Source organism: Thermocatellispora tengchongensis, assembly GCF_014202315.1.
In the GTDB taxonomy this organism is placed as follows: domain Bacteria; phylum Actinomycetota; class Actinomycetes; order Streptosporangiales; family Streptosporangiaceae; genus Thermocatellispora; species Thermocatellispora tengchongensis.
Genome location: NZ_JACHGN010000037.1, coordinates 1 through 21,713, shown reverse-complemented (window position 1 = coordinate 21,713; position 21,713 = coordinate 1). Strand labels below are relative to the sequence as shown.

The following is a 21,713-nucleotide window of genomic DNA, read 5'->3' as shown; positions in this document are numbered from 1 at the left end:
CCATTCGCTGGAGAGGGCCGCGGGCCGCCGGGTATCCTGACCGCATGACCCCCGATCACGCGACCCAGCGGCCGGATGAGGAACGCCGCGACTACCCCGAAGAGGTACGCGCCTCGGTGCTCGCCACGCTCCGCGAGATCATGGGCGGCGAGCCCCCGGCCGACGCGCTCCGGCTCGCCGCCGAACGCGACGCCGAGTTCGAGCGCACCCGTCCCCACGCCGCGTGATCGGAAGGGTGCTGGACAGCACCGCTCTCATCGCCTGGGCCCGCCGCACCTCCCCGTACGTCGACGCCGTCATCTGGTCCCGCGCCGGCCATGCCGGCTACATCGTGCCCGTGGTCACCACGGCGCCGGCGCTCGCCACGGCGCTCGCCCAGATTCCCGGCAAGGACGTGCCCGTGCTGGAGGCGTTGCTGGCCATGGACATCTCCGTGGTGGACGCCCTCACCCCGGGGAACGCCCCCGGGGTCGCCGAGGTGCTGCACACGGCCGGCCCCTTCGCCGCCGAGGCCCTGACCGCGGCCTCCGTGGTCCACGCGGCGCATCGGCGCTCGCTGCCCGTGGTCACCTCCAACCCGTTCCCGCTCACCAGGCTGCGCGAAGTCGAGATCGATCTCATCCCGTAGCCCGGCTCACGACCTCCTCCGGTGGCGGCGCAGCGCGCGGCTCACGGCGCGTCCTTCCGGCCGGTCGCGCAGCAGGCGTCGCCGCAGGACGCGGCGGGGGCCGCGCCGGAGGCCGCGGCCAGCGGGTTGACGGCGCAGCAGGCGTCGCCGCGCCACGCCTCCCGGCCTTCCTTCACCGCGACGGCGGCGATGACCAGGGCGGCGACCGGGTCGGCCCAGGACCAGCCGAACAGGCTGTTGAGCGCCAGGCCCACGAGCAGCACGGCCGACAGGTAGGTGCACAGCAGGGTCTGCTTGGAGTCGGCCACCGCGCTCACCGATCCGAGCTCGCGTCCGGTGCGGCGCTGGGCGTACGACAGGAACGGCATGATCACCAGCGACAGGGCGGCCAGGATCAGTCCGGGGGTGGAGTGCTCGGCCTCGCCGACGCCGGACAGGGCGCGTACGGCGTCGAAGGTCACGTAGGCGGCCAGCGCGAAGAACGAGATCGCGATGACGCGCAGTGCGGTCTTCTCGCGGCGTTCGTGGTCGGCGGCGGAGAACTGCCAGGCCACCGCGGCGGCGGAGGCGACCTCGACGACGGAGTCCAGGCCGAAGCCGATCAGCGCCGCCGAGGAGGCCATGGCACCGGCGGTGATGGCGACCACGGCTTCGATCACGTTGTAGGTGATGGTCGCCGCGACCAGCAGCCGGATGCGCCGGCGCAGCACCGCGCGCCGGGCGGGCGGAGGCAGCACGTTCAGCGTGGTCATCACAGCGCCTCCCCTGCCATCTCCTCGCCGAGCTGGAACCCGTCACCTGGCCGCACGCACAGCGTCACGGCGTGACCGGTGGCGGCCAGCAGTTGCTCGGCCGACGACAGGAGGTCCATCAGCTCGGGCCGGGTCAGGCTGTAGAAGGACTGGCGGCCCTCGGCCCGGTAGTCGATCAGACCGCAGTCACGCAGGCAGGCCAGATGCTTCGACACCGTGGACTGCGCCAGCCCGAGCTGGGTGGTCAGGTCCACCACCCGTGCCTCGCCGCGCGCCAGCCGCTGCACGATGCGCAGCCGGGTCTCGTCGGCGAGGGAGTGGAACAGCGCCGCGGCCGGGGAGATGCCCGCGGCGATGTCCGCGCTGACACACCTGCCACCTTCAGGATTAATCGCCATATGGCGATGATAGCCCGATTTCGTCATCGGTCCAGGGCCTCCCCCTCCCGCCGGGCGCGCTCCGGCTCGCCATGCGTCCGACGCTCCACGCGTCCGACCTGGGCGGGGGCGACCGCCCGGGGCCTGCGGCGGGGGCGGGAGGCGCGTTCTCCTCACAACGGGCCGGCCCGTAAAGTGAGAGGACTTTGACCAGTGACTTGGAGAGTGCGTGGTGCACGAGCGACTGTCGTCGATCTACGAGAACGTGCTTCGCCGCACCCCTGGGGAGATCGAGTTCCACCAGGCGGTGCGCGAGGTGCTCGAAAGCATCGGCCCGGTTCTCGGAAAGCATCCGGAGTACGCCGAATCGAAGATCATCGAACGCATCTGCGAGCCTGAGCGGCAGATCATCTTCCGGGTGCCGTGGATGGACGACCGGGGCGAGGTGCAGATCAACCGCGGCTTCCGGGTGGAGTTCAACAGCGCGCTGGGGCCGTACAAGGGCGGGTTGCGCTTCCATCCGTCGGTCTACCTGGGGATCGTCAAGTTCCTGGGGTTCGAGCAGATCTTCAAGAACGGTCTGACGGGCCTGCCGATCGGCGGCGGCAAGGGCGGGTCGGACTTCGACCCGAAGGGCCGCTCCGACCGGGAGGTGATGAGCTTCTGCCAGAGCTTCATGACGGAGCTCTACCGGCACATCGGCGAGTACACCGACGTGCCGGCCGGTGACATCGGCGTCGGCGGCCGGGAGATCGGCTACCTGTTCGGCCAGTACAAGCGGATCACGAACCGCTACGAGTCCGGCGTGATCACCGGCAAGGGCCTGGCGTACGGCGGTGCGCAGGTGCGCACCGAGGCCACCGGCTACGGGTGCGCGTTCTTCGTGGAGGAGATGCTGAAGGCCCGCGGCACGTCGTTCGACGGCAAGCGGGTCGTGGTGTCCGGCTCCGGAAACGTGGCCGTCTACACCATCGAGAAGATCGAGCAGCTCGGCGGCGTCGTGGTGGCCTGCTCGGATTCCTCCGGCTACGTGCTGGACGAGAAGGGCATCGATCTGGCGCTGCTCAAGCGGATCAAGCAGGTCGAGCGCGGCCGGCTGGAGGAGTACGCGGCACGGCGGGGCGCGCACGTCACCTTCGTGCCGGGGCGCAGCGTGTGGGAGGTGCCCTGCGAGGTGGCGATGCCGTCGGCCACGCAGAACGAGATCACCGGCCGCGACGCCGCCTTCATGGTGGACAACGGCTGCATCGCCGTGGGCGAGGGGGCCAACATGCCGACCACGCCGGAGGGCATCAAGGTGTTCCTGGAGGCGGGCGTCGCGTTCGGGCCGGGCAAGGCGGCCAATGCGGGCGGCGTGGCGACCAGCGCGCTGGAGATGCAGCAGAACGCCAGCCGCGACTCGTGGACGTTCGAGTTCTCCGAGCACCGGCTCCAGGAGATCATGCGGGACATCCACGCCCGCTGCCTGCAGACCGCCGAGGAGTACGGCATGCCGGGCAACTACGTGGCCGGCGCCAACATCGACGGCTTCCGCCGGGTCGCCGACGCGATGCTGGCCCTGGGCCTGATCTGAGCGCGGGCGGCGCTCCGGCGCGTCCCGCACGGTGAAACGGCGGCTCAGCCCGGACCGGTGCCGAGCAGGTGCCGGCAGGCGCGGCCGAGAACCGCGGCGGCGCGGGGACCGGCCGTTCCCCCGGCGCGCCAGGCGATGAACCGCGGATCAGCACCGCGCCGGTGCCGGTGACGCCGAAGGCCGGAGGAGCTCGACCGCTCCGGCCTGCGGCGGCAGCTCGGCGCCGAACCACTCGCGGCCCGTGGCCGGCGCCTGGTCCACGGTCAGCCGGGCGATGGGCCGCCGTTCGGCGTCGTAGGTGTCGAGCAGGGCCGGGCCCGCCCGGCCGCGCAGGACGTTGGCGAGTTTCCACGCGAGGTCGGCGGCGTCCTGGATGCCGGTGTCGGCGCCGTACGCTCCCGCAGGGGCATGACGTGGGCGGCGTCGCCGGCCAGGAAGACCCGGCCCGCGGCGAACCGGTCGGCCACCGCGGCGCCGGCGAGAGCCCCGGGAAGCTGTCAATCAAGTGATGGAAACAGCCCTCCCCGGCGGCGGCAGGCCGGGTGTCCACGCCGCGTGCGGCCGGTCGTGAATTCCATCAAGACGATTATCCCGGCTATCCCGGCTATCCCGGCCCCGGAAAACGCTTGAAAGGGCGCCGATAATCGCGCTGGGAATCGCTTTGATCGTTTGACATGATTGAGCGCACGCGCATTCAGGCAGGAGGGCGATGGACGCGCTGCAGGACAACGATCCGCGCCGGGTGGGGCCGTACGTCCTCCTCGGCAGGCTCGGCCAGGGCGGGATGGGCGTGGTCTATCTCGCCAAGACGGCGGGCGATACCCGGGTGGCGCTCAAGGTGATCCACGGGCATCTCTCCAGCGATCCCGATTTCCGCCGCCGTTTCCGCCGTGAGGTCGCCGCCGCCCAGCGGGTCGCCCGCTTCTGCACCGCCCCGGTGCTCGACGCCGATGTGGACGGAAACCTGGCGTACATGGTGACGGAGTTCGTGTCCGGGCCGAGCCTGGATCAGGCCGTCAAGTCCGGCGGCCCGCTGACCGGTTCCAGCCTCGACGCGCTCGCGGTCGGCATCGCGGTCGCCCTGCGGGCCATCCACGGCGCGCAGATCATCCACCGTGACCTGAAGCCGTCGAACGTGCTGCTCTCCCCCGTGGGCCCGAAGGTCATCGACTTCGGCGTGGCGCACCTGATCGAGGGCCACACGCATTCCAGCGGTGTCGTGGGCACGCCTTCGTTCATGGCGCCCGAACAGTTGCGAGGCGTGCCGATCAGCCCGGCCTGCGACGTGTTCGCCTGGGGCGGCGTGATGGCCTTCGCGGCCGGCGGGCGCCCTCCCTTCGGCGGCGGGGCCACGGCCTCGGTCCTCTACCAGGTCATCCACGACGAACCGGAGCTGTCCGGGCTCGGCGGCCCCCTCCTTCCCCTCGTCCGGGCCGCCCTCGCCAAGGACCCCGCCGACCGCCCCACGCCGCAGGACCTGCTGGACGCGCTCAGCGCCGGACCCGCGGGCTCGTCCGTCCCGAAGGGTGAGACCACGCTGGGGCGGGTCGCCACGGGATCCGGACGCGGGCGGCTGTGGACCGGAGTGGGCGTGGCGACGGCGGCCTGCGCGCTCGCGGCGGCGATCGTCGTGGCGGCGCAGTCCGATGTCCTCGGGGGACCCGCGTCATCCTCCGCCGCCGGGACGCGACCGGCCACGGCGGCGAAGGGCCAGGAGAGCGGCCCCGCCACGACCCCGCCGTCTCCGCCGACCGGAAGGCGGCCGTTGAGCGCGTCCGGGCCCAACCCCCTCGATGACGACGACGTCCGGCTGTTCACCCCTCCCAACGGCGACCTCTCCCGGGAGGTGGAACTCAAGACCGCGATCGGACGCACGGAGGACGCGGCGCTGCTGAGAGCGCTCGCGAAGGTCCCCCAGTCGGTCTGGCTGGAGGGCTCCGGCGCGGTGGCCCGCCGCACGGTCGCCGCGACCCTGAAGGGCGCCGCGAAGACCGGCTCGGTCCCGGTCTTCGTCACCGCCGGCATCCCTCTGCGCGACTGCCACGAGCACGGAACCCAAAGCGGCTCCGCCTACCGTTCCTGGATCAGCGGCATCGCCGCGGAGATCGGCGACGCACGTGCGGTGGTGATCCTGGAGCCCAACAGCCTGGTGAAGCTTCCCGCTACCAACGAGTGTGAGAAAGGGGATGCGAAGGCCCAGCGGGAGCGATTCCAGAACCTCGCCTTCGCCGTCCGGGAATTCGGCGAGCTCTCTCACACCGCCGTCTACCTCGACGGCAGCTTCGAGAGCTGGCCGGAGCCGAGCGAGATGAGCCGCCGGCTCATTCAGGCGAGAATCGACGAGGCGGACGGCTTCTTCCTCAACGCCAGCAACTACCAGCCCACCGACGGCCTCGTCCGCTACGGCAACCGGCTGGCCAGGTGCATCCGCTTCCAGTTCGTGAAGGGGACCGGGGACTGCCCCGGCACCGAGATCGCGGCGGTGCCGGGCGACCCGTCCGCGCTGCCGCACTTCGTCATCGACACCAGCCGTAACGGACGGGGCGAGTGGGTGCCGGACAAGACCTACCCGGAGCCGGAGACATGGTGCAACCCGCCGGGGCGCGGTGTCGGCCTCCGGCCGACGACGGAGACCGGTGACGAGTTGGTGGACGCCTACCTGTGGATCTTCGAGCCCGGCCGCTCCAACGGGGCGTGCACCCGCGGCACCGACGGCCCGGAGGACCCGGTCTACGGCAAGGTGATCCCGTACGGCGGGCGGTTCTGGCCGGAAATGGCCCTGGAGCGGGCCAGGCTGGCCAACCCGCCGCTCCGCTGAGGGCCGCCGCGCACCGGCCGCGGGACGACGGGCGATGAGCTCATGCGGAGACCGGTTCGGCGAGCGGGGTGAACAGCGCGCCGAGCCGGGCCACCTGCTTCGGGATGATCCGGTAGTACACCCAGGTGCCGCGCCGCTCGCCGTCAATCAGCCCGGCGGTGCGCAGCACCTTGAGGTGGTGGGAGATGGTCGGCGCGGTCAGGTCGAAGGCGTCGGTCAGGTCGCACACGCACGCCTCGCCGCCGGCGTGGCTGCCGATCATCGACAGCAGACGCAGCCGCACCGGATCGGCCACCGCCTTCAGCAGTGTCGCCAGCTCGGCCGCGTCGGCCTCACCAAGCGGCTCGCGCGCGATCGGCGCGCAGCACGGACCATCGGTCACCACGGGCACCGCCGTCGCCACCACCGCACCCCCTCAATCCGCGACTGCTTCGACAGCCGTCTAAATGATAGGCGGTGATGGGCGGCCGGCGCGAACGCCGCTCAGCCGCAGCAGCCGCCGCCCTCGGAGGCGGAGACGGTCGCGAGCGGGGCCGACAGCAGGCCGCCGCCGATCCCGGTGGCCAGGCCGACCCGCCGTTCCTGGGCCTCGGCGAGGGAGGAGGAGCACACGCCGGTCTCCGGCAGTTCGAGACGCACGTCGCGGGCGGCCTCCCAGTCGCCGGCCAGGGCCGCCACCACCGAACGGGCCTGCTCGTAGCCGGTGGCCAGCAGGAACGTGGGCGCGCGGCCGTAGGACTTGACGCCGATGGCGTAGTAGCCGGGCTCGGGGTGGGCCAGCTCGTCCACCCCGTGCGGCGGGACTGTGCCGCAGGAATGCTGGTTGGGGTCGATCAGCGGGGCCAGCGCGCGGGTGGAGCCGAGGACCGGGTCCAGGTCCAGGCGCAGTTCGGCGGCGATGGCGTGGTCGGGCCGGTAGCCGGTGGCGGCCACGATCCGGTCGGCGGTCACGGCCTGCTCGGCGCCGGAGGGGTCGCGGCCGACCACCCGCACCCGCGCGCCGTCCCGCTCGACGGCGTGGGTGAAGAAGCCGGTCAGCAGCCGGACCCGGCCCGAGGTGACGAGCTGGTGCAGGCGGGTGCCGAGCGCGCCGCGCGCGGGCAGCGCGTCGGCCTCTCCCCCGCCGTACGCGCGCGCGGCGCTGCCCGCCCGGATCGCCCAGGTGATCTCGGCCTCGGGCAACTGAGCCAGGGCGATGATCGTGGTGGCGGCCGAATGACCGGCGCCGACCACGAGGGTGTGGCCGCTGTCGTACGCCGCCCGGTCCGCGCCCAGCACGTCCGGCAGCGCGTGGTCGATGAGCGGGGCGGCCTCGGCCTCGCCGTGCGCGGGCAGCCCGCTGGCCCCCAGGACGTTGGGGGTGCTCCAGGTTCCGGAGGCGTCGATGACCGCGCGGGCCCGGATCTCCTCGCCGCTCTCCAGGCGGATCAGGAACGAAGCGTCCTCGCGGCCGGCGGTGCGGACGCGGTCGTAGCCGAGGCGGCTGATCGCGCTCACCCGGGCGCGGGTGCGTACCCGCTCGCCGAACAGCGCGGCCAGGGGGGCGAGGTAGTCGCGGATCAGCTCGGCGCCGGTGGGCAGCCACTCGGGGTCGGGCGCGGTCCACCCGGCGGCCTCCAGCAGGCGGCGGGCGGCGGCGTCGATGTCGTACTTCCAGGGGCTGAACACCCGTACGTGGCCCCACTGCGCGACCGACGCGCCGGCCTGCTCTCCGGCTTCGAGGACCAGGAAGTCCAGGCCGCGCTCGGCGAGGTGCGCGGCGGCGGCCAGTCCCACCGGCCCGGCGCCGATCACCACGACGGGCAGTCCCGCCGTGCCCTGACCGAACCGCTCGATCTCGGCGGTCACGGGACCGCAGCATCCGCTCATGATCACATCTCTCCTCGTCGCGCCCACGCCTGCTTAGAAGCATGTCGAATCAGCGTCATCAGGAGAGTGCCGCACTGCTTAGAGGTTTGTCAAATTAGGTGGCCATCAAATCAGCCGGGTCGGGGCGGGCCCGACCGGCCGCGGGCAGGCGGGGTGCCGTCCTGCTCCCGCGGCGCGGTCAGGCCCTGAACCGGCCCGGTCCTCCGCCTAGGGCGGTGGGGTGCGGGTCAGCCGAGGTTCCAGACGGAGGAGATCCGGTCGTTCCACCCGCTGGGGACGAGGGTGGGGACGTCGGTGAAGGCCGGGACGAGCAGGGAGCTGCCGCCGAAGTTGATGTGCTCGTAGTAGCGGACGGCGCAGTTCGTGCCGCCCATGGAGCTGATGGTGTCGTTCCAGTCGTGCAGGTGGAGCGGGCCGTGGTAGACGTTGGTCAGGTCGTTGTACGCCGCGCGGGCCGGGCACCAGAACCAGTCGCCGGCGTAGTCAACGTGCTCGAACATCTGCACCTCGCCCTGTGTGGGAGGGCGGGGGTCACGCTCCGCCCCGGCTCCGCGCAGGTGCGAGGCCGCCCACAGCGCGCCGTTGAGCGCGCTGTCGTCGGTCAGCGCGGCCAGGCGCTCGGTGCCGTAGATGTAGGTCAGCGGACGGCCGTCGAACCGCGACAGGTCGCGGGGATCGTGCTCGACACCGTCCACGACCACCGCCATGGCGGGCGCCGGGTGGGTGACGGGCTGCGCGGGGGCGGCCCTGAACCCGCTCAGCGCCTGGGCGGCGTCCGGCCTGACGGGCGCGGCGGAGCGGGGCGCGCCGACCGCCCTGCTGACGAGTGCCTCCAGCGTGGTGATGCCCTGATCGCGCAGCAGCGCCAGCACGTCGGCCTCGGTCAGGCCCCCGACGTGATCGGAGAACTCCAGGAAACGCTCGACCTGGCGGCGGGCGGGGGTTGAGATGCTTGTCACGGGATCGCCTCCCCTGTGAGTGGTGGGAACCCCCTTATCGTCGGGGGAGGCGGCGACCCGGACATCCCCCCAGTGTTGGGGATGGCGCCTCAGGTGGTGAACGCGGCCATGAGCTCGTCCCTGCCGGCCGCGCCGGTCTTGCGGAACACCGCTTTCAGGTGGTCGTTCACGGTGTGCGCGGACAGGTCGAGCAGCCGCGCGATCTGCTTGGGCGCGGCTCCCCGGCACAGCAGCTCCAGTACGCGCCTCTCGCGCGGGGTGATCGCGTACCAGTCGCAGAACGAGGGCAGCATCAGTCCGCCCGCGGCCGACTGGATGACCACGGCCACGTCCCCCGTGCCCTCCTCGTCCAGGGCCTGGCCCTCGACGGCGAGCCAGCGGCCGTAGCGGGCCGCCGGGGCGCAGATGATCGGCCGGGCGCCGTCCGGACCGCGGACGTGCTCGCCGGCGTCCATCGCCAGGGCCGTCACGAACATGTCGGCCAGCCAGGCGTGCACGCCGTGCCGATCGCCGCACCGCAGCCGGTCGAGCCACGCCTGCGCCTGCGGCGTCACGGCACGGATCGCGCGGTCGGCGCCGACGACGATCACCCCGGCGGGCAGCGCGGCCATGGTGGGAGCCAGCGGGCCCGCGGTGACGTACCGGCGCAACGCCGTCATCAGCGCCGGGCCGAGCAACGCCGCCCTGCGCAGGTCCTCGCCGGTGAACGGACGGGCGTCGCGGGCGCGTACCAGCCCGAGCAGGCCCCACACGCCGCGGCGGTCGCGCAGGAGCAGCCGCAGCTCGCAGGAGGCGCCGCAGGCCGCGAACGTCCGCCGCGTCCTCTCGTCGGCGCCGGCCACGGCGACCGGCACCTGCCGCCGCACCAGGGACGAGGGCCGGTGGGGATCGCCGTGGGTGTGGCGGTGCGCGAGCAGGGCCGCGGCGAGGTCGCGTTCGTACCGGTGCCAGAAGCTGAACGAGCCCTGCCCGAGCCCGGTCGCCGGGCTGGTGCCGACCAGGCGCAGCGCGTCGTGAGGTATCCAGGGGGCGATGGCCGCGGAGATCGCGGCGCCGAGGTGCTCGCCGGCGATGCCCTGATCCATCAGCGTGCGCAGCTCGTGGACCACCCGGTCCGGGCGTGCGGTCAGGCCGCCCATGTCGGCACAGCACAGGGAGGGCTCACAAGCCGAGTGTAGTTGCTCGACTACGGCTTGTGACAGTGCGCGGTCTCTACTCGCTGCGCAGTCCGCCCGGCTTGGCCAGCCGCCACAGCAGGGGCAGGCTGGCCGCGGTGCTCAGCAGCACGACCAGGGCGGCGGCGCCCGAGGTGGCGCCGATGCCGAGCCAGTCGAACCGCACCGGGGCGTCGGCGGCGGCCTGCAGGATCGCCGACAGGCCGGTGCCGGTCAGGACGGCCAGGACGAGGCCGAGCATGACGGGGATGGCGATCTGGAAGAGGACCGATCCGCCCAGCGTCTTGCGGCGGGTGCCGAAGGCGACGAGGACGGCGAGCAGCCGGCGCCGTTCGCGGAGCTGCTCGGCGACGTTGACCAGCAGGCTGGCGCCGATGAGCAGCAGCAGCGCGGTGGTGCCGACGAGGAGCCCCTGCCTGATGGTCAGCAGGGTGCCGTCGAAGGTCCGCAACTCGATCAACTGGACGTGAGCGGCCGGGTCCACCCGGGCGGCGGCGTTGCGGAGCCGGTCGAGGGCGTCGGGGTCGGCGGGGTCCAAGGCGACGTAGTGCGTGACGCCGGACGGGGTGGGCCGGCTGCCGCCCAGCGCCGCGGGCGTGACCAGGATGGCCGTATCGGCCGAGAGGGGGTCGCCGGGGTGCGGCTGGACGGTGCGGGCGGAGGCGGGCAGGCTCCACCGGGGCCGCGGTTTCGCCGTCGTCTCGGTGGCGTCGCCGAGGGTGTAGGTGGTGCCGGGGCGGGGTGGCGCCTCCGGCGAGGCGACGACGAACGCGTCACCGTCGGCGCAGGCGCCGAGCTGCGCCCTCTGCCGCAGCACGGCGCAGTCGCCCACCAGCACACGGATGGACTCGTCCCGCGCGGCCCCGGTGGGGGTCGCCGCCACGGAGGTGACGGCGTCGGCGGCACGCACGCCCGGGGCCTTGTTCAGCGCGGTCTCCCAGCGCCTCAGCTCGGTCGCCCAGTCCGCGCCGAGGCGGGAGGTCGGGAACACCATGGCCTGGAACCGGCCGGTGTGGCGCCGGTTCTCCGCGGCGTACTGGGTCTGGACGGCGGCGAGCAGCCCCTGCAACGCGATCAGGCCGGCGACCGACACGGCGATGCCGGACACGACCCGTACCGCGGTGCCGCTGTCCAACTGCAGGCGGCGTACCGCCAGTTGCCAGGCGACGCCTCCGCCGCCCAGCCGCCGGACCACCGCCTCCACCACCCAGGGCAGCAACAGGGCCACACCGGCCAGCAGGGCCGCCACTCCGGCCATGACCTGGAACTCGAAGCCCTGCGCCTGCCCGGAAAGCCCGGAACGCAACGGGTACAGCAGGGCCAGCCCGGCCACGGGGAGGATCAGCCGCCACCACAGCTTGCGGCGGCGGTCGGCACTGAGCCGGACCACGCCCAGCGGTTCGACCACCACCCGCCGCAGCGCGGACAGCGTGACCAGGACCGACGCGACCGGCACCAGCGCGACGACCAGGACCGCCAGGGCGGGGACCGGCCGGAGGTCGGCGGGGTAGAAGGTCAGGCCGGCCGGGAGCAGACCGTTGACCGGCAGGCGCACGGCGAGGTAGAGGAGCCCGCCGACGGCCAGCCCCAGCAGCGCGCCGGCCAGGCTCTCCCCCGCGGCGATCCGCCGGGTCATGGCGGCGTCCGCGCCGACCAGCCGCAGCGCGGCGAGCCGGCGGTCACGGGCCTCGCCGCCGAAGCGCACCGCGGTGGTCACGAAGATCGCCACGGGCAGCAGCAGCACGACCACGCCGACCCCGCCCAGCAGCATCAGCACCGGCGGCACTCCCTCATCGAGGTCGTTCCTGCCGAACGACCGCACCCGGGTGGCGGAGCTCTCGTCGAGCCGGTCGGTGCCCAGGTAGAAGGCGTACTCGCCGGGGCCGGCCAGCCCGTCGGGGCCGATCGTGCCGACCACGCGCGCGTCCCACCGGCCGCGCAGCAGCGCCCCCTCGTCGCCGGCGAGCAGCCGGGCCAGGGCGGGCGAGACCACCATCTCGCCGGGGGCCGGCCACCGGGTCACCCCCGGCGGCAGCGGGGCGCGCTCCCCCTCGGGCTCTACCAGCCGTCCGTAGATCTCCCGGCCTCGGTACTGCGTGTCGGCCCTGTCGATGAGCAGGGTGTCGCCGCCCCTGGGCACCGTCTCCCCCCAGTCCACGTCCCGCGCCGCCGCCCGCGTGTCGTAGGCCGCGACCATGGTCGGGACGCTCGCGGCGATGAGCAGCATCGCCGCCCCCAGCCCCACCCCGAGCCCGATCATCACGAGCCGGGCCAGGCCCGAGCGGCCGCCGGTCACGCTCAGCCGCATCCCCAGCGCCAGCTCGCCGGCCCAGCGTGCGATGGCGCCGCGCCGCGGTGCGCCGTCCGCGCTCATCGGGCGTACTCCTGCTCGCGGACGCGGCCGTCGCGGATCACGGCCTCACGGTCGGAGTACGCCGCGATCCGCGCCTCGTGGGTGACCAGCACCACCGCCGCGCCGGTCTCCCGGGCCGCCGCGATGAACAGGTGCATCACCCGCTCCCCGTTGAGCGAGTCCAGCGCTCCTGTCGGCTCGTCGGCGAAGATCACCCGCGGCCTGGTGACCAGCGCGCGGGCCACCGCCACCCGCTGGCCCTGCCCGCCGGACGCCTGGCCGGGCCGCTTGTCCGCCACGTCGGCGACCTCCAGCCGCTCCAGCAGGCCGGCCGCCCGCCGGGCCGCCTCCCGCCGCCGCACGCCGGCCAGCCGCAGCGGCAGCACCACGTTCTCCAGGCAGGTCAGCTCCGGCACCAACTGGCCGAACTGGAACACGAAACCGAACTCCGTGCGGCGCAGCGCGCTGCGCTGAGCGTCGGACATGGCCGCCATGTCGCGGCCGTCGTAGCTCACGGTGCCGGAGTCGGGGGTGACGATCCCGGCCAGGCAGTGGAGCAGCGTGGACTTCCCGGAGCCGGACGGCCCCATCAGCGCCAGCACCTCGCCGGCGTACACCTGCAGCGAGGCGCCGTCCAGGGCGGGGGTAGGGCCGAAGCTCTTGACCAGGTTCTCCGCGACCAGCAGCGGCGGGCCGAGGTTCGGGTGGCGCCTCACGTGTTCCTCCGTACGCGGTCGCGGAGCTGCTCCAGCCGGGCCGCGGTCAGCTCCAGCCAGCGCAGGTCGGCCTCCAGGTGGAACAGCGCGTGGTCGCAGATGAGCTGGTCGGCCAGGTCTCCCTCGCTCTTGCGCTGGGTCAGCTCGCGCATCAGCCGCAGGTGCTCGCCGCGCTGGGTGTCCAGCAGGTCGGCGGCGTCGCGCCCGGTGAGCAGGGCCAGGACGACCTTGGTGTACAGGGTGCTCTGCAGGTACGGCTCGGGCTTCTCCGGCCGGGTCAGCCACCGGTCCACGTCGGTGACGCCGGCCTCGGTGATCGCGTACCGCTTGCGGTCCGGGCCCTCGCCCGGCTCGGATTCCACCTCCACCAAGCCGTTCTTCAGCAGCCGGGCCAGGGTCGCGTAGACCTGCCCGTAGTGAAGCGCCCGGCCGTGGCCGAACTGTTCGTCGTAGGAGCGCTTCAGGTCGTATCCGTGACAGGGGCCGGATTCCAACAGGCCCAGCAGAGCGAAGCCAACTGACATGCCCGCCACTATACACGGCATCTATACACTCAGTGTGTACTCGCGCGAACCGGCCTCGCGCCACCGCCGACGGCGAGCGCCCCGGGAGGACGGAACCCCGAATGTTCATCTTCGCGCCGTGAACCAGGCCCGGCGTGGGCCGTCTTGTACGTATGGGCACTCATCGCAGCGCAGTCGTCATCGCGACGGCGGTGGGCCTCGGTCTCACCGCGATCCCCGCGGGCCAGGCCGTCTCCGCCTCCTCCAGGGCGACGTGGGAGCTGAGCCTGCGAGGCGGAGCCGGACAGTCCGTCAACGACCTCGCCGCCACCGGGCCGCACGACGCCTGGGCCGCGGGCGCGCGCAGGACCGCGCGACTGGACCGCCGGACCGGTTCGCGCTTCACGGCCCCTCTGATCAGGCACTGGAACGGCCGCCAATGGACGGTCGCGGCGAGCCCGGCCGGCCCTCCGGGGTGTCCGCTTCGCGAAGTCCATCTGATCGAGGCGTCGTCGCCGGGCAACGTGTGGATCGCCGGCACGGCCGTGGCACCGGGCACGGGCGACGCCGCGGCGGCCACGCGCTCGGTGCTGTCCCGGTGGGACGGCAGGCGCTGGCGGCTGATGGGGTCGGGCCGCACCACGGTCACCGACCTGGACGTTCTCGGCGCCGCGCACACCTGGATCGTCGGCCGCGACGATCGCACCGGAGGGACGTTCTTCAAACACCTCCATGACGGCCGCTGGACCAGCCTGCCGGCGCCGGACTCCCTGAAGGAGATCAGCGTACGGTCGCCCGGCGAGATATGGGGCGTCGGACGGTCCACGCTCATGCGCTGGAACGGCCGGGCCTGGAGCACGGTGCGGCTGCCCCGGATCGTCGTGCCGGCCGCGCCCGCTCCGGCGTACGGGCCGGTACGGCCCCGGATCGACACGGTCCTCGCCACGGGGAAGAACGAGGCATGGGTCGCCGTGGGATTCCAGCAGGGCGACTGGTCCCAGCCGGGAACCGTCCTGCTGCACTGGCGGAGCGGAAGATGGCGTCAGATCCGGCTGCCCGAGGACGTGGTGACGACGCTGTCCCATGACGGCAGGGGCGGCTTCCACGCGGCCACCCGCCGCCAGTCGATCACCGCGACCCCCGACGGTCAGGACCCCTACGCCTACACCACGTTGTCCATCGACTCGCTCCGGTACACCGCCGGCCGGCTGACCCGGGACCGCCTGACCGGGACGGCGACCGGATTCGAATGGTCGGACCTCGTCGCCGTCCCCGGAACCGGCTCGGCCCTGGCCGCCGGGTTCAACTGGAGACCTCCCCAGAGCGCCGTCATCTTCCGCCGCACCGGCTGAACCGTCAGCCCGGCGACGCGGCGATCTGCACGCGCCGGCTCTCGTCGTCGGACAGGAACGACGCGAGCGCCTGCCCCTGCTCGGCCACGGCGGTGCGCTCGGCCCGGGAGAAGCGCCGGAGCGGGGTGACGATCACGGTGCCCGCCTGGACGGTCCAGGTCGCGGCGACCCGGCCGTCGAGCAGGACGACGCGGGCGCCGGCGACCGACAGGCCGCGGTGGGCGTCGTCGATGATCCGGCTGCGGTCGTGGTAGCCGAGGATCGCGTTGTCGAACGCCGGCAGGAACCGCACCGGCGCGGGCGTGTCGGGGTCGGGGCGCGGCGCGCCGGGGAGGTCCAGCAGTTCCCTGCCTCGCTCGTCGCGGAAGGCGACCAGCTCCTCGCGTATCGCGGCGACCGCGGCCGGCAGTCCGGCCAGCCCGCACCAGGCGCGCAGGTCGGCCGTGGCGGCGGGGCCGAACGCCGCCAGGTAGCGGCGTACCAGCGCCTGGCCCACGGGATCGGAGCCGTCCGGGGGCAGCGGGTCGATCTCGCGCCCCAGCCAGGAGGAGAGCGGGACGTTGCGCACTCCCGCCCTCGCCCGCCACAACCCGCGCGGGGGAAGCTGCACCATCGGGACGAGGGCGGCGACCAGCATCTCCCCCAGCGCCCGCGGCCCCGGCCCCGGCCAGCGGTCGGCGAGCGCCCGCGCGAGCTCGGCCATCGAGCGGGGCTCACCGTCGGCCATCACCGCCCGCCCCGCCGCGGCGAGCTCGTCGAGGTCCACCCCGTCGAGCTCTCGGCGGTAGGTCCCCAGCACCCGCTGCCGTAGCATGCCGTCGTGACGGGCCCGCCAGGCCAGGGCGTCCTCGGCGGTGAGGAGGTGGACGGTGCGGCGCATGAGGTGGGTCCGCACCACGCCGCGCCGGATCAGCAGGTCCGAGAGCACCGCCGGGTCGAACGTGCGCAGCCGCGACCAGAGCCCGACGAACGGCTCCTGCGGTTCCTGCGCCTGCAGACCGCACAGGTGCGCGACGGCGTCGAGCACCGGCATGTCGGCGTGATCGAGCAGCAACTGCCGGGCCAGCGTCGCGCGGTTCAGCGCCCGGGTGCCGAGAACGGTCATCGTCTCACGCCGCGGCGCGCTCGTCGGCCGATCGCCGGCGCAGCGCCGCCCGGGTGACGGCCGGCGGGTCGTACGCGACGTCGAGCGGGCCGATGTCGGTCCCGGGAGGCACGATCTCGTCGATCCGGTCGAGGACGTCGTCGCCGAGGACGGTGCCGGCGCCGGCCAGCAGGTCGTCGAGCTGTTCCATGGTGCGCGGCCCGATGATCGCCGAGGTGACGCCCGGATGGGCGACCGCGAACGCCATCGCCATGTGGGTCAGGGGGATCCCGGCCTCCTCGGCCAGCAGGGCGAACCGCTCGACGGTGTCGAGCGTGCGCTCGTCGGTCATGTGCTTGGGCACCCAGGCCATCCGGCGGTCGGGGACGATCCGGCCCTTACGATAGCGGCCGGTGAGCAGGCCCATCCCGAGCGGGCTCCACACGAGCGCGCCCATGCCGTAGCGCTCGCAGACGGGCAGCACCTCGCGCTCGACGCCGCGGTTGAGGAGAGAGTACGGCGGCTGCTCGGTGCGGAAGCGCGCCAGGCCGCGGCGCTCGGCCACCCACTGGGCCTCGACGATGTCCGAGGCCGGGAAGTTGGAGCTGCCGATGGCGCGCACCTTGCCGCTGCGCATCAGGTCGGTCAGCGCGGAGAGGGCCTCCTCGATGTCGGTGCCCGGGTCGGGGTGGTGGATCTGGTAGAGGTCGATGTGGTCGGTCTGGAGGCGGCGCAGCGAGTGCTCGACCTCGGTGACGATCCAGCGCCGGGAGTTGCCGGCCCGGTTGGGGTCCTCGCCCATCGGGCCGTTCACCTTGGTGGCGAGGATGACGTCGTCGCGGCGGCCCTTCAGCGCCTTGCCGACGATCTCCTCCGACTCGCTGTAGGAGTAGACGTCGGCGGTGTCGATGAAGTTGATCCCGGCGTCCAGGGCTCGGTGGATCATGCGGGCGCAGTCGTCGTGGTCGGGGTTGCCCACCCGGCCGAACATCATGGTGCCCAGGCAGTAGGGGCTGACCCGCATCCCGGTCCGCCCCAGGGGCCGCATCCTCATGGTGGTTGTCGCCTTTCGCTATCTGGTGATCCCGGCCAGGAGCGTGGCGGGGAGGACGGCGGGTGCCGCCTCCCTCACCACGCGTGACGCTCACCCGCTGTACTCGCTCACGACGTCCACGACCCAGACGATGCCGAAGCGGTCCTTGAGCATCCCGTAGAGCGGAGCCCACTGCGCCGGCGCCAGCGGCTGCACGATGGTCGCTCCGGCGGAGAGCTTCTCCCAGTACGCGGTGACCTCCTCGGTGGTCTCGCCGCGGAGGGAGAGGAAGAAGGAGTTCTCACCCCGGTCCCACGGCATCCGCGAGGGCACGTCGTAGGCCATCACGTGGAAGCCGTTGCCGGCGATCACCTGGCCCCACATCACCTGGTCCGCCTCGGCGGGCTCCTGCGTGTTCCCTGCGTCCTTGTACGTGACGACGGCGAGGTCGCCGCCGAACACGGACTGGTAGAACTCCAGCGCCGCGCGGGCGTCGCCCCGGAAGTTCAGATGAGTAACAGACTTGACGGACATTGCCGGCTCCCAACCTTCGGTGCATCGCTTCCGGACGCCGTGAAGCGCCCGGCTTCGGTCGTCCTCGTCGTCCGACCGAGAGAACAGTCGCAGGGGAAGCGGTCAGGGTGTGGCCGCTTCTTCGGGCACCATGGGTTTCGTGCCGAAGACTTCAGCGCGACTGCTGGCGCTGCTCTCGCTGCTCCAGGCGCGCCGCGACTGGCCGGGGGCGCTGCTGGCCGAGCGGCTGGACGTCAGCCCGCGCACCGTACGCCGTGACGTGGATCGCCTGCGCGATCTCGGCTACCCCATCGTGGCCTTCAAGGGGCCCGACGGCGGGTACCGGCTTGAGGCCGGCACGGAGCTGCCCCCGTTGCTCTTCGACGACGAGCAGGCGGTCGCCGTGGCCATCGCACTCCAGATCGCCACCACCGCGGGCGCCGGCATCGAGGAGGCCGCGGCGCGGGCGCTGACCACCATCCGGCAGGTCATGCCCGCACGGCTGCGCCACCGGATCGACACCCTCCGGGTCACCGCCGTCGAACGGCCCGCGGCCCGGCCGGCCCCACAGGTCGGCAGCGGCGTGCTCATGGCGCTCAGCGCCGCCGTCCACGCCCGCGAGGTGCTGCGCTTCGACTACACCCCCGGGTCCCCGCCATCGGCGGACGACGGCGCGCAGCCCCCGCCGCGCCGGGTGCAGCCCCATCACCTCGTCACCTGGGGCGGGCGCTGGTATCTCGTCGCCTGGGACCTCGACCGCGAGGACTGGCGCATCTTCCGCGCCGATCGGATCACCCCGCGCACCCCCACAGGGCCCCGTTTCACCCCGCGCGAGCTGCCCGGAGGTGAGGTGGCCGCCTTCGTGGCCGCCAAGTTCCGCGGCTCGGACGGCTCCGGCGGCTCCGGCGGCTCCGGCGGCTCCGGCGACTGGCCCTGCCGCGGCGAGGTGATCCTCGGCCTGCCCGCCACCGCCGTGTCCCGCTACACCCGCGACGGCATCGTCGAGGCACTCGGCCCGGACCGCTGCCGGCTCGTCCTGGGCTCGTGGTCCTGGCTCGGCCTGGCCTCCGCCATCGGCAGATTCGACGCCGACATCGAGGTCGTCGGCCCGGCCGAACTCAAGGCCGCCTTCGCCCACCTGGCCCGCCGCTACGCCGACGCCGCGGGCCCGGACGGCGCCGGTCCCCCATCGACCGCCCGTTCTCAACCTTTAGGGAGCGATTAGATGAGCAGAGCCCGGCAGATCCTCACCGCAATGGCCGGAGGGGCGGTGGTCACGCTGGCCGTGCTCGGCCCGACCTCCACCGCCGCGGCCTCCACCGCCACTGCCGGCCGGGAAACCGCTGCGACAAGCGCGGCGGCCTGGGAATTCTACTCCTCCTACTACACCCGGAACGACTGCGTCCAAGTGGGGCGTGACGGACAGTCGGCCGGCTGGTGGGATCTGTACCGGTGCGACTTCATCCGCGGCGACCGCTGGGACCTCTACGTGCAGCGATAACGCCCGCAGGGCCTGGCGCCCGAGCCCGCCCGATCCCGCGCGGCACGCGATCGCCGAGCGTGCCCGCTTCTCCGCGCCGGCCGCGGCCCACCGGTGAATCCCGGCCTTTCCCCGGAAAGGCGACCAGGCGGAGGGCCGCGGTCTCGGCCTTGACGAAATCCTCGATATGAACCGAGCCGAATCTGGAATGCGATGGCCGTCCGATATCGCCGAGGTGTGGAACCGGTTCCGGAAAGCAGAGGTCCTACAGCCGGTCGCCCTCGGCCGGATCAGTTGACGCAGTCCTGATCGTTGAGCGCGAGAACCATCTCGTAAATCCGGCCGCGTGACAGAAGAAACCGATACGAGGCCTTCGGATTGCCGGGGACGGAGGCCACGGGATACCCGCTCGCCGACCGCTTCAGCCCCGGATATGCCTTTCTCAGCTGCTTTTCGGTGGAGCCGATCCCGATCCCCTGCCGGGTCTTGACACCCTTGGGCGCGAAGATCACCGCCACGCCGCGCTTCTTGGAGATGTACAGCCCCACTTTGTCACGGCCGCTCGGCCGAGCCTTCAGATCCCAGCCCGTGCACGGACCCCACCCCTCCTTGGGCGTGATCTTCCCCGTCGCCCTGGCCTGCTTGGCGCTCATCCCGAGCTTCACTCCGCCGTACCCGTACGGCCCGAACGCGCCGGCCGCGGAAGCGGCCACCGCGGCGGGCGGGCCGCCACCCCACAACGCTCCCGCGGCCAGCACCACCACCAGCGCGGAACGGCCCAGCCGCGCGACACCCCTGTGCCCGGTCCCGAGGACCGAAGATCGTTCACTCATGCCGTCAAGCTAGGACGCCCCTCTTGTGGATCACTGAGGCCCGGGTTGCGGGACAGGCGGCCGGATCGATCAGGAATGGAGAAGCGCCGTCCTCCGGCCGCGCCTAGCGTGACCGCCATGGACATCAGCATTCACGCGAGCTTCCTCCCGCATGACGACCCGGACGCCTCCCTGGCCTTCTACCGCGACACCCTCGGCTTCGAGGTCCGCGACGACGTCGGATACGACGGGATACGCTGGATCACGGTCGGCCCTGCCGGCCAGCCGAGCACGTCCATCGTCCTGGAGCCGCCGGCCGCGGACCCCGGCGTCACCGCCGAGGAGCGCCGCACGATCGTCGAGATGATGGCCAAGGGCACCTACGCCGGCATCGTCCTGGCCACCACCGACCTGGACGGCACCTTCGCCCGGCTGCGGGCCGGCGGCGCCGAGATCGTCCAGGAGCCCACCGAGCAGCCGTACGGCGTTCGCGACTGCGCCGTCCGCGATCCCGCGGGCAACCTGATCCGCATCCAGGAGCTTGCCTGAGCCGAGCGGAGCAGGCAGCGCGGGGTCGTCGCCGCGGCCGGACCGGCGAAGCAGAAACCAGACGTACTCCTCGAAAGCTGGTTAGATCAAGCCTGGCGATTCCAGACCGGGGCGGCGGCCCGCGTACGACGGAGAAGGAGACAGGATGAGCACGGCCACGAGTTCGGACACGCGGTCGCCCGCGCTGCCCGCCGCCGACAGCCACGATCGGATCCGCGTGCACGGCGCGCGCGAGAACAATCTCAAGGACGTCAGCGTCGAGATCCCCAAGCGCAGGCTGACGGTGTTCACCGGCGTCTCCGGCTCGGGCAAGAGCTCACTGGTGTTCGACACGATCGCGGCGGAGTCGCAGCGGCTGATCAACGAGACCTACAGCGCCTTCGTGCAGGGCTTCATGCCCACGCTGGCGCGGCCCGAGGTCGATGTGCTCGAAGGGCTGACGACCGCGATCATCGTGGACCAGCAGCGGATGGGCGCGAACCCCCGCTCCACGGTCGGCACCGCCACCGACGCCAACGCGATGCTGCGCATCCTGTTCAGCCGGCTCGGGCAGCCGCACATCGGCTCGCCCAACGCCTTCTCCTTCAACGTCCCCTCCGTCCGGGGCAGCGGTGCGATCACCGTCGAGCGCGGTGACGCCAAGACCACGACGAAGACCTTCACGGTCACCGGCGGCATGTGCCCGCGCTGCGAGGGCCGGGGCACGGTCACCGACATCGACCTCACCCAGCTCTTCGACGACTCCAAGTCGCTCGCCGAGGGCGCGATCACCGTCCCCGGCTACAACGCCGACGGCTGGTCGGTGCGCCTGTTCACCGCTTCGGGCTTCCTGGACCCGCACAAGCCGATCCGCGACTACACCGAGCAGGAGCGCCACGACTTCCTCTACCGTGAGCCGACCAAGGTGAAGATCGAGAGCACCAACTTCACCTACGAAGGGCTGGTGCCGCGCGTTCAGAAGTCGTTCCTGTCCAAGGACAAGGAGGCGATGCAACCGCACATCCGGGCGTTCGTGGAACGCGCGGTCACCTTCACCACCTGCCCCGGCTGCGACGGCACCCGGCTCAGCGAGACCGCCCGCTCCTCCCGCATCAACGGCCTCAACATCGCCGAGGCATGCGCCATGCAGATCAGCGACCTGGCCGAATGGGTCCGCGGCCTGGACGA

General features: G+C 72.6%; 22 protein-coding genes and 1 pseudogene. 9 read left to right on the top strand and 14 right to left on the bottom strand.

Annotated elements, in window-relative coordinates; translation table 11 throughout:
* The first annotated feature begins 44 nt into the window (after positions 1-44).
* The gene (locus HNP84_RS48715; RefSeq protein ID WP_185056969.1) at positions 45-227 is read left to right on the top strand and encodes a hypothetical protein; all 183 of its coding nucleotides are present in this window, start codon (positions 45-47) and stop codon (positions 225-227) included.
* Positions 224-628 carry a hypothetical protein gene (locus HNP84_RS48710; RefSeq protein ID WP_185056968.1) on the top strand — a complete coding sequence of 135 codons (405 nt, stop codon included), beginning with the start codon at positions 224-226 and terminating at the stop codon, positions 626-628. The genes HNP84_RS48715 and HNP84_RS48710 overlap by 4 nt, the downstream gene beginning before the upstream one ends.
* A 41-nt stretch (positions 629-669) precedes the next feature.
* On the opposite strand, the gene HNP84_RS48705 is transcribed toward HNP84_RS48710, so the two are convergent.
* Both HNP84_RS48705 and HNP84_RS48700 read right to left on the bottom strand, forming a co-directional pair.
* Positions 670-1,380, bottom strand: a complete 711-nt coding sequence (locus tag HNP84_RS48705) for a cation efflux transmembrane domain-containing protein (protein WP_185056967.1) — start codon at positions 1,378-1,380, stop codon at positions 670-672.
* Positions 1,380-1,778, bottom strand: coding sequence for an ArsR/SmtB family transcription factor (locus HNP84_RS48700; RefSeq protein WP_185056966.1), 399 nt, complete (start codon positions 1,776-1,778; stop codon positions 1,380-1,382). The genes HNP84_RS48705 and HNP84_RS48700 overlap by 1 nt, the downstream gene beginning before the upstream one ends.
* A 208-nt stretch (positions 1,779-1,986) precedes the next feature.
* Here HNP84_RS48700 and gdhA point away from each other — a divergent pair, with 208 nt between their 5' ends.
* Positions 1,987-3,330 (top strand): NADP-specific glutamate dehydrogenase, encoded by a 1,344-nt coding sequence (gene gdhA, locus HNP84_RS48695; protein WP_185056965.1) that lies wholly within the window; start codon positions 1,987-1,989, stop codon positions 3,328-3,330.
* Between the two features lie 147 nt (positions 3,331-3,477).
* Here the strand turns inward: gdhA and HNP84_RS57000 are convergent, their stop codons facing one another.
* Positions 3,478-3,831, bottom strand: a complete 354-nt coding sequence (locus HNP84_RS57000) for an FAD-dependent monooxygenase (protein ID WP_376772044.1) — start codon at positions 3,829-3,831, stop codon at positions 3,478-3,480.
* Positions 3,832-4,039: 208 nt separating this feature from the next.
* On the opposite strand from HNP84_RS57000, the gene HNP84_RS48685 reads away from it, so the two are divergent.
* The gene (locus HNP84_RS48685; protein WP_185056964.1) at positions 4,040-6,148 is read left to right on the top strand and encodes a glycoside hydrolase family 6 protein; all 2,109 of its coding nucleotides are present in this window, start codon (positions 4,040-4,042) and stop codon (positions 6,146-6,148) included.
* 40 nt (positions 6,149-6,188) lie between these two features.
* Here HNP84_RS48685 and HNP84_RS48680 read toward each other — a convergent pair whose 3' ends face one another.
* From HNP84_RS48680 to HNP84_RS48650, 7 genes are all read right to left on the bottom strand, one after another.
* A complete protein-coding gene (locus tag HNP84_RS48680) occupies positions 6,189-6,530 on the bottom strand; it encodes a metalloregulator ArsR/SmtB family transcription factor (RefSeq protein WP_312927357.1) in 342 nt (113 codons plus the stop codon).
* 101 nt (positions 6,531-6,631) lie between these two features.
* Positions 6,632-8,017, bottom strand: a complete 1,386-nt coding sequence (locus tag HNP84_RS48675; RefSeq protein WP_185056963.1) for an FAD-dependent oxidoreductase — start codon at positions 8,015-8,017, stop codon at positions 6,632-6,634.
* Between the two features lie 227 nt (positions 8,018-8,244).
* Positions 8,245-8,976, bottom strand: coding sequence for a beta/gamma crystallin family protein (locus HNP84_RS48670; RefSeq protein WP_185056962.1), 732 nt, complete (start codon positions 8,974-8,976; stop codon positions 8,245-8,247).
* 89 nt (positions 8,977-9,065) lie between these two features.
* Positions 9,066-10,115 carry a helix-turn-helix transcriptional regulator gene (locus tag HNP84_RS48665; protein ID WP_185056961.1) on the bottom strand — a complete coding sequence of 350 codons (1,050 nt, stop codon included), beginning with the start codon at positions 10,113-10,115 and terminating at the stop codon, positions 9,066-9,068.
* 73 nt (positions 10,116-10,188) lie between these two features.
* Positions 10,189-12,525, bottom strand: a complete 2,337-nt coding sequence (locus tag HNP84_RS48660) for an ABC transporter permease (protein ID WP_221337698.1) — start codon at positions 12,523-12,525, stop codon at positions 10,189-10,191.
* Positions 12,522-13,220, bottom strand: a complete 699-nt coding sequence (locus HNP84_RS48655) for an ABC transporter ATP-binding protein (RefSeq protein WP_185056960.1) — start codon at positions 13,218-13,220, stop codon at positions 12,522-12,524. Before HNP84_RS48655 ends, HNP84_RS48660 begins: the two co-directional genes overlap by 4 nt.
* On the bottom strand, positions 13,217-13,744 hold the full coding sequence (locus HNP84_RS48650; RefSeq protein WP_185056959.1) for a PadR family transcriptional regulator: 528 nt from the start codon (positions 13,742-13,744) through the stop codon (positions 13,217-13,219). The genes HNP84_RS48655 and HNP84_RS48650 overlap by 4 nt, the downstream gene beginning before the upstream one ends.
* A gap of 152 nt (positions 13,745-13,896) precedes the next feature.
* On the opposite strand from HNP84_RS48650, the gene HNP84_RS48645 reads away from it, so the two are divergent.
* Positions 13,897-15,075, top strand: coding sequence for a hypothetical protein (locus tag HNP84_RS48645; protein ID WP_185056958.1), 1,179 nt, complete (start codon positions 13,897-13,899; stop codon positions 15,073-15,075).
* Between the two features lie 4 nt (positions 15,076-15,079).
* On the opposite strand, the gene HNP84_RS48640 is transcribed toward HNP84_RS48645, so the two are convergent.
* From HNP84_RS48640 to HNP84_RS48630, 3 genes are all read right to left on the bottom strand, one after another.
* Complete coding sequence (locus HNP84_RS48640) at positions 15,080-16,180, bottom strand: winged helix DNA-binding domain-containing protein (protein ID WP_185056957.1); 1,101 nt, start codon at positions 16,178-16,180, stop codon at positions 15,080-15,082.
* 4 nt (positions 16,181-16,184) lie between these two features.
* Positions 16,185-17,213, bottom strand: coding sequence for an aldo/keto reductase (locus HNP84_RS48635; protein ID WP_185056956.1), 1,029 nt, complete (start codon positions 17,211-17,213; stop codon positions 16,185-16,187).
* A 90-nt stretch (positions 17,214-17,303) separates the two neighbouring features.
* Positions 17,304-17,726, bottom strand: a complete 423-nt coding sequence (locus tag HNP84_RS48630; RefSeq protein WP_185056955.1) for a VOC family protein — start codon at positions 17,724-17,726, stop codon at positions 17,304-17,306.
* A 139-nt stretch (positions 17,727-17,865) separates the two neighbouring features.
* Here HNP84_RS48630 and HNP84_RS48625 point away from each other — a divergent pair, with 139 nt between their 5' ends.
* Both HNP84_RS48625 and HNP84_RS48620 read left to right on the top strand, forming a co-directional pair.
* A complete protein-coding gene (locus HNP84_RS48625) occupies positions 17,866-18,930 on the top strand; it encodes a helix-turn-helix transcriptional regulator (RefSeq protein ID WP_185056954.1) in 1,065 nt (354 codons plus the stop codon).
* Positions 18,931-19,206 carry a hypothetical protein gene (locus HNP84_RS48620; RefSeq protein ID WP_185056953.1) on the top strand — a complete coding sequence of 92 codons (276 nt, stop codon included), beginning with the start codon at positions 18,931-18,933 and terminating at the stop codon, positions 19,204-19,206.
* A 269-nt stretch (positions 19,207-19,475) separates the two neighbouring features.
* On the opposite strand, the gene HNP84_RS48615 is transcribed toward HNP84_RS48620, so the two are convergent.
* On the bottom strand, positions 19,476-20,018 hold the full coding sequence (locus tag HNP84_RS48615) for a hypothetical protein (RefSeq protein WP_185056952.1): 543 nt from the start codon (positions 20,016-20,018) through the stop codon (positions 19,476-19,478).
* A gap of 117 nt (positions 20,019-20,135) precedes the next feature.
* Between HNP84_RS48615 and HNP84_RS48610 the strand changes: the two genes are divergently transcribed.
* Both HNP84_RS48610 and HNP84_RS48605 read left to right on the top strand, forming a co-directional pair.
* Complete coding sequence (locus HNP84_RS48610) at positions 20,136-20,546, top strand: VOC family protein (protein ID WP_185056951.1); 411 nt, start codon at positions 20,136-20,138, stop codon at positions 20,544-20,546.
* Between the two features lie 145 nt (positions 20,547-20,691).
* A pseudogene (locus HNP84_RS48605) lies at positions 20,692-21,713 on the top strand (excinuclease ABC subunit UvrA); the annotation flags it as partial.

Coding starts and splice junctions, on each gene's coding strand:
- HNP84_RS48715 (WP_185056969.1), top strand. CDS start 45: ATGACCCCCGATCACGCGACCCAGCGGCCGGATGAGGAACGCCGCGAC.
- HNP84_RS48705 (WP_185056967.1), bottom strand. CDS start 1,380: ATGACCACGCTGAACGTGCTGCCTCCGCCCGCCCGGCGCGCGGTGCTG.
- HNP84_RS48700 (WP_185056966.1), bottom strand. CDS start 1,778: ATGGCGATTAATCCTGAAGGTGGCAGGTGTGTCAGCGCGGACATCGCC.
- HNP84_RS48685 (WP_185056964.1), top strand. CDS start 4,040: ATGGACGCGCTGCAGGACAACGATCCGCGCCGGGTGGGGCCGTACGTC.
- HNP84_RS48675 (WP_185056963.1), bottom strand. CDS start 8,017: ATGAGCGGATGCTGCGGTCCCGTGACCGCCGAGATCGAGCGGTTCGGT.
- HNP84_RS48665 (WP_185056961.1), bottom strand. CDS start 10,115: ATGGGCGGCCTGACCGCACGCCCGGACCGGGTGGTCCACGAGCTGCGC.
- HNP84_RS48660 (WP_221337698.1), bottom strand. CDS start 12,525: ATGAGCGCGGACGGCGCACCGCGGCGCGGCGCCATCGCACGCTGGGCC.
- HNP84_RS48650 (WP_185056959.1), bottom strand. CDS start 13,744: ATGTCAGTTGGCTTCGCTCTGCTGGGCCTGTTGGAATCCGGCCCCTGT.
- HNP84_RS48645 (WP_185056958.1), top strand. CDS start 13,897: ATGGGCACTCATCGCAGCGCAGTCGTCATCGCGACGGCGGTGGGCCTC.
- HNP84_RS48640 (WP_185056957.1), bottom strand. CDS start 16,180: ATGACCGTTCTCGGCACCCGGGCGCTGAACCGCGCGACGCTGGCCCGG.
- HNP84_RS48635 (WP_185056956.1), bottom strand. CDS start 17,213: ATGAGGATGCGGCCCCTGGGGCGGACCGGGATGCGGGTCAGCCCCTAC.
- HNP84_RS48630 (WP_185056955.1), bottom strand. CDS start 17,726: ATGTCCGTCAAGTCTGTTACTCATCTGAACTTCCGGGGCGACGCCCGC.
- HNP84_RS48620 (WP_185056953.1), top strand. CDS start 18,931: ATGAGCAGAGCCCGGCAGATCCTCACCGCAATGGCCGGAGGGGCGGTG.
- HNP84_RS48615 (WP_185056952.1), bottom strand. CDS start 20,018: ATGAGTGAACGATCTTCGGTCCTCGGGACCGGGCACAGGGGTGTCGCG.
- HNP84_RS48610 (WP_185056951.1), top strand. CDS start 20,136: ATGGACATCAGCATTCACGCGAGCTTCCTCCCGCATGACGACCCGGAC.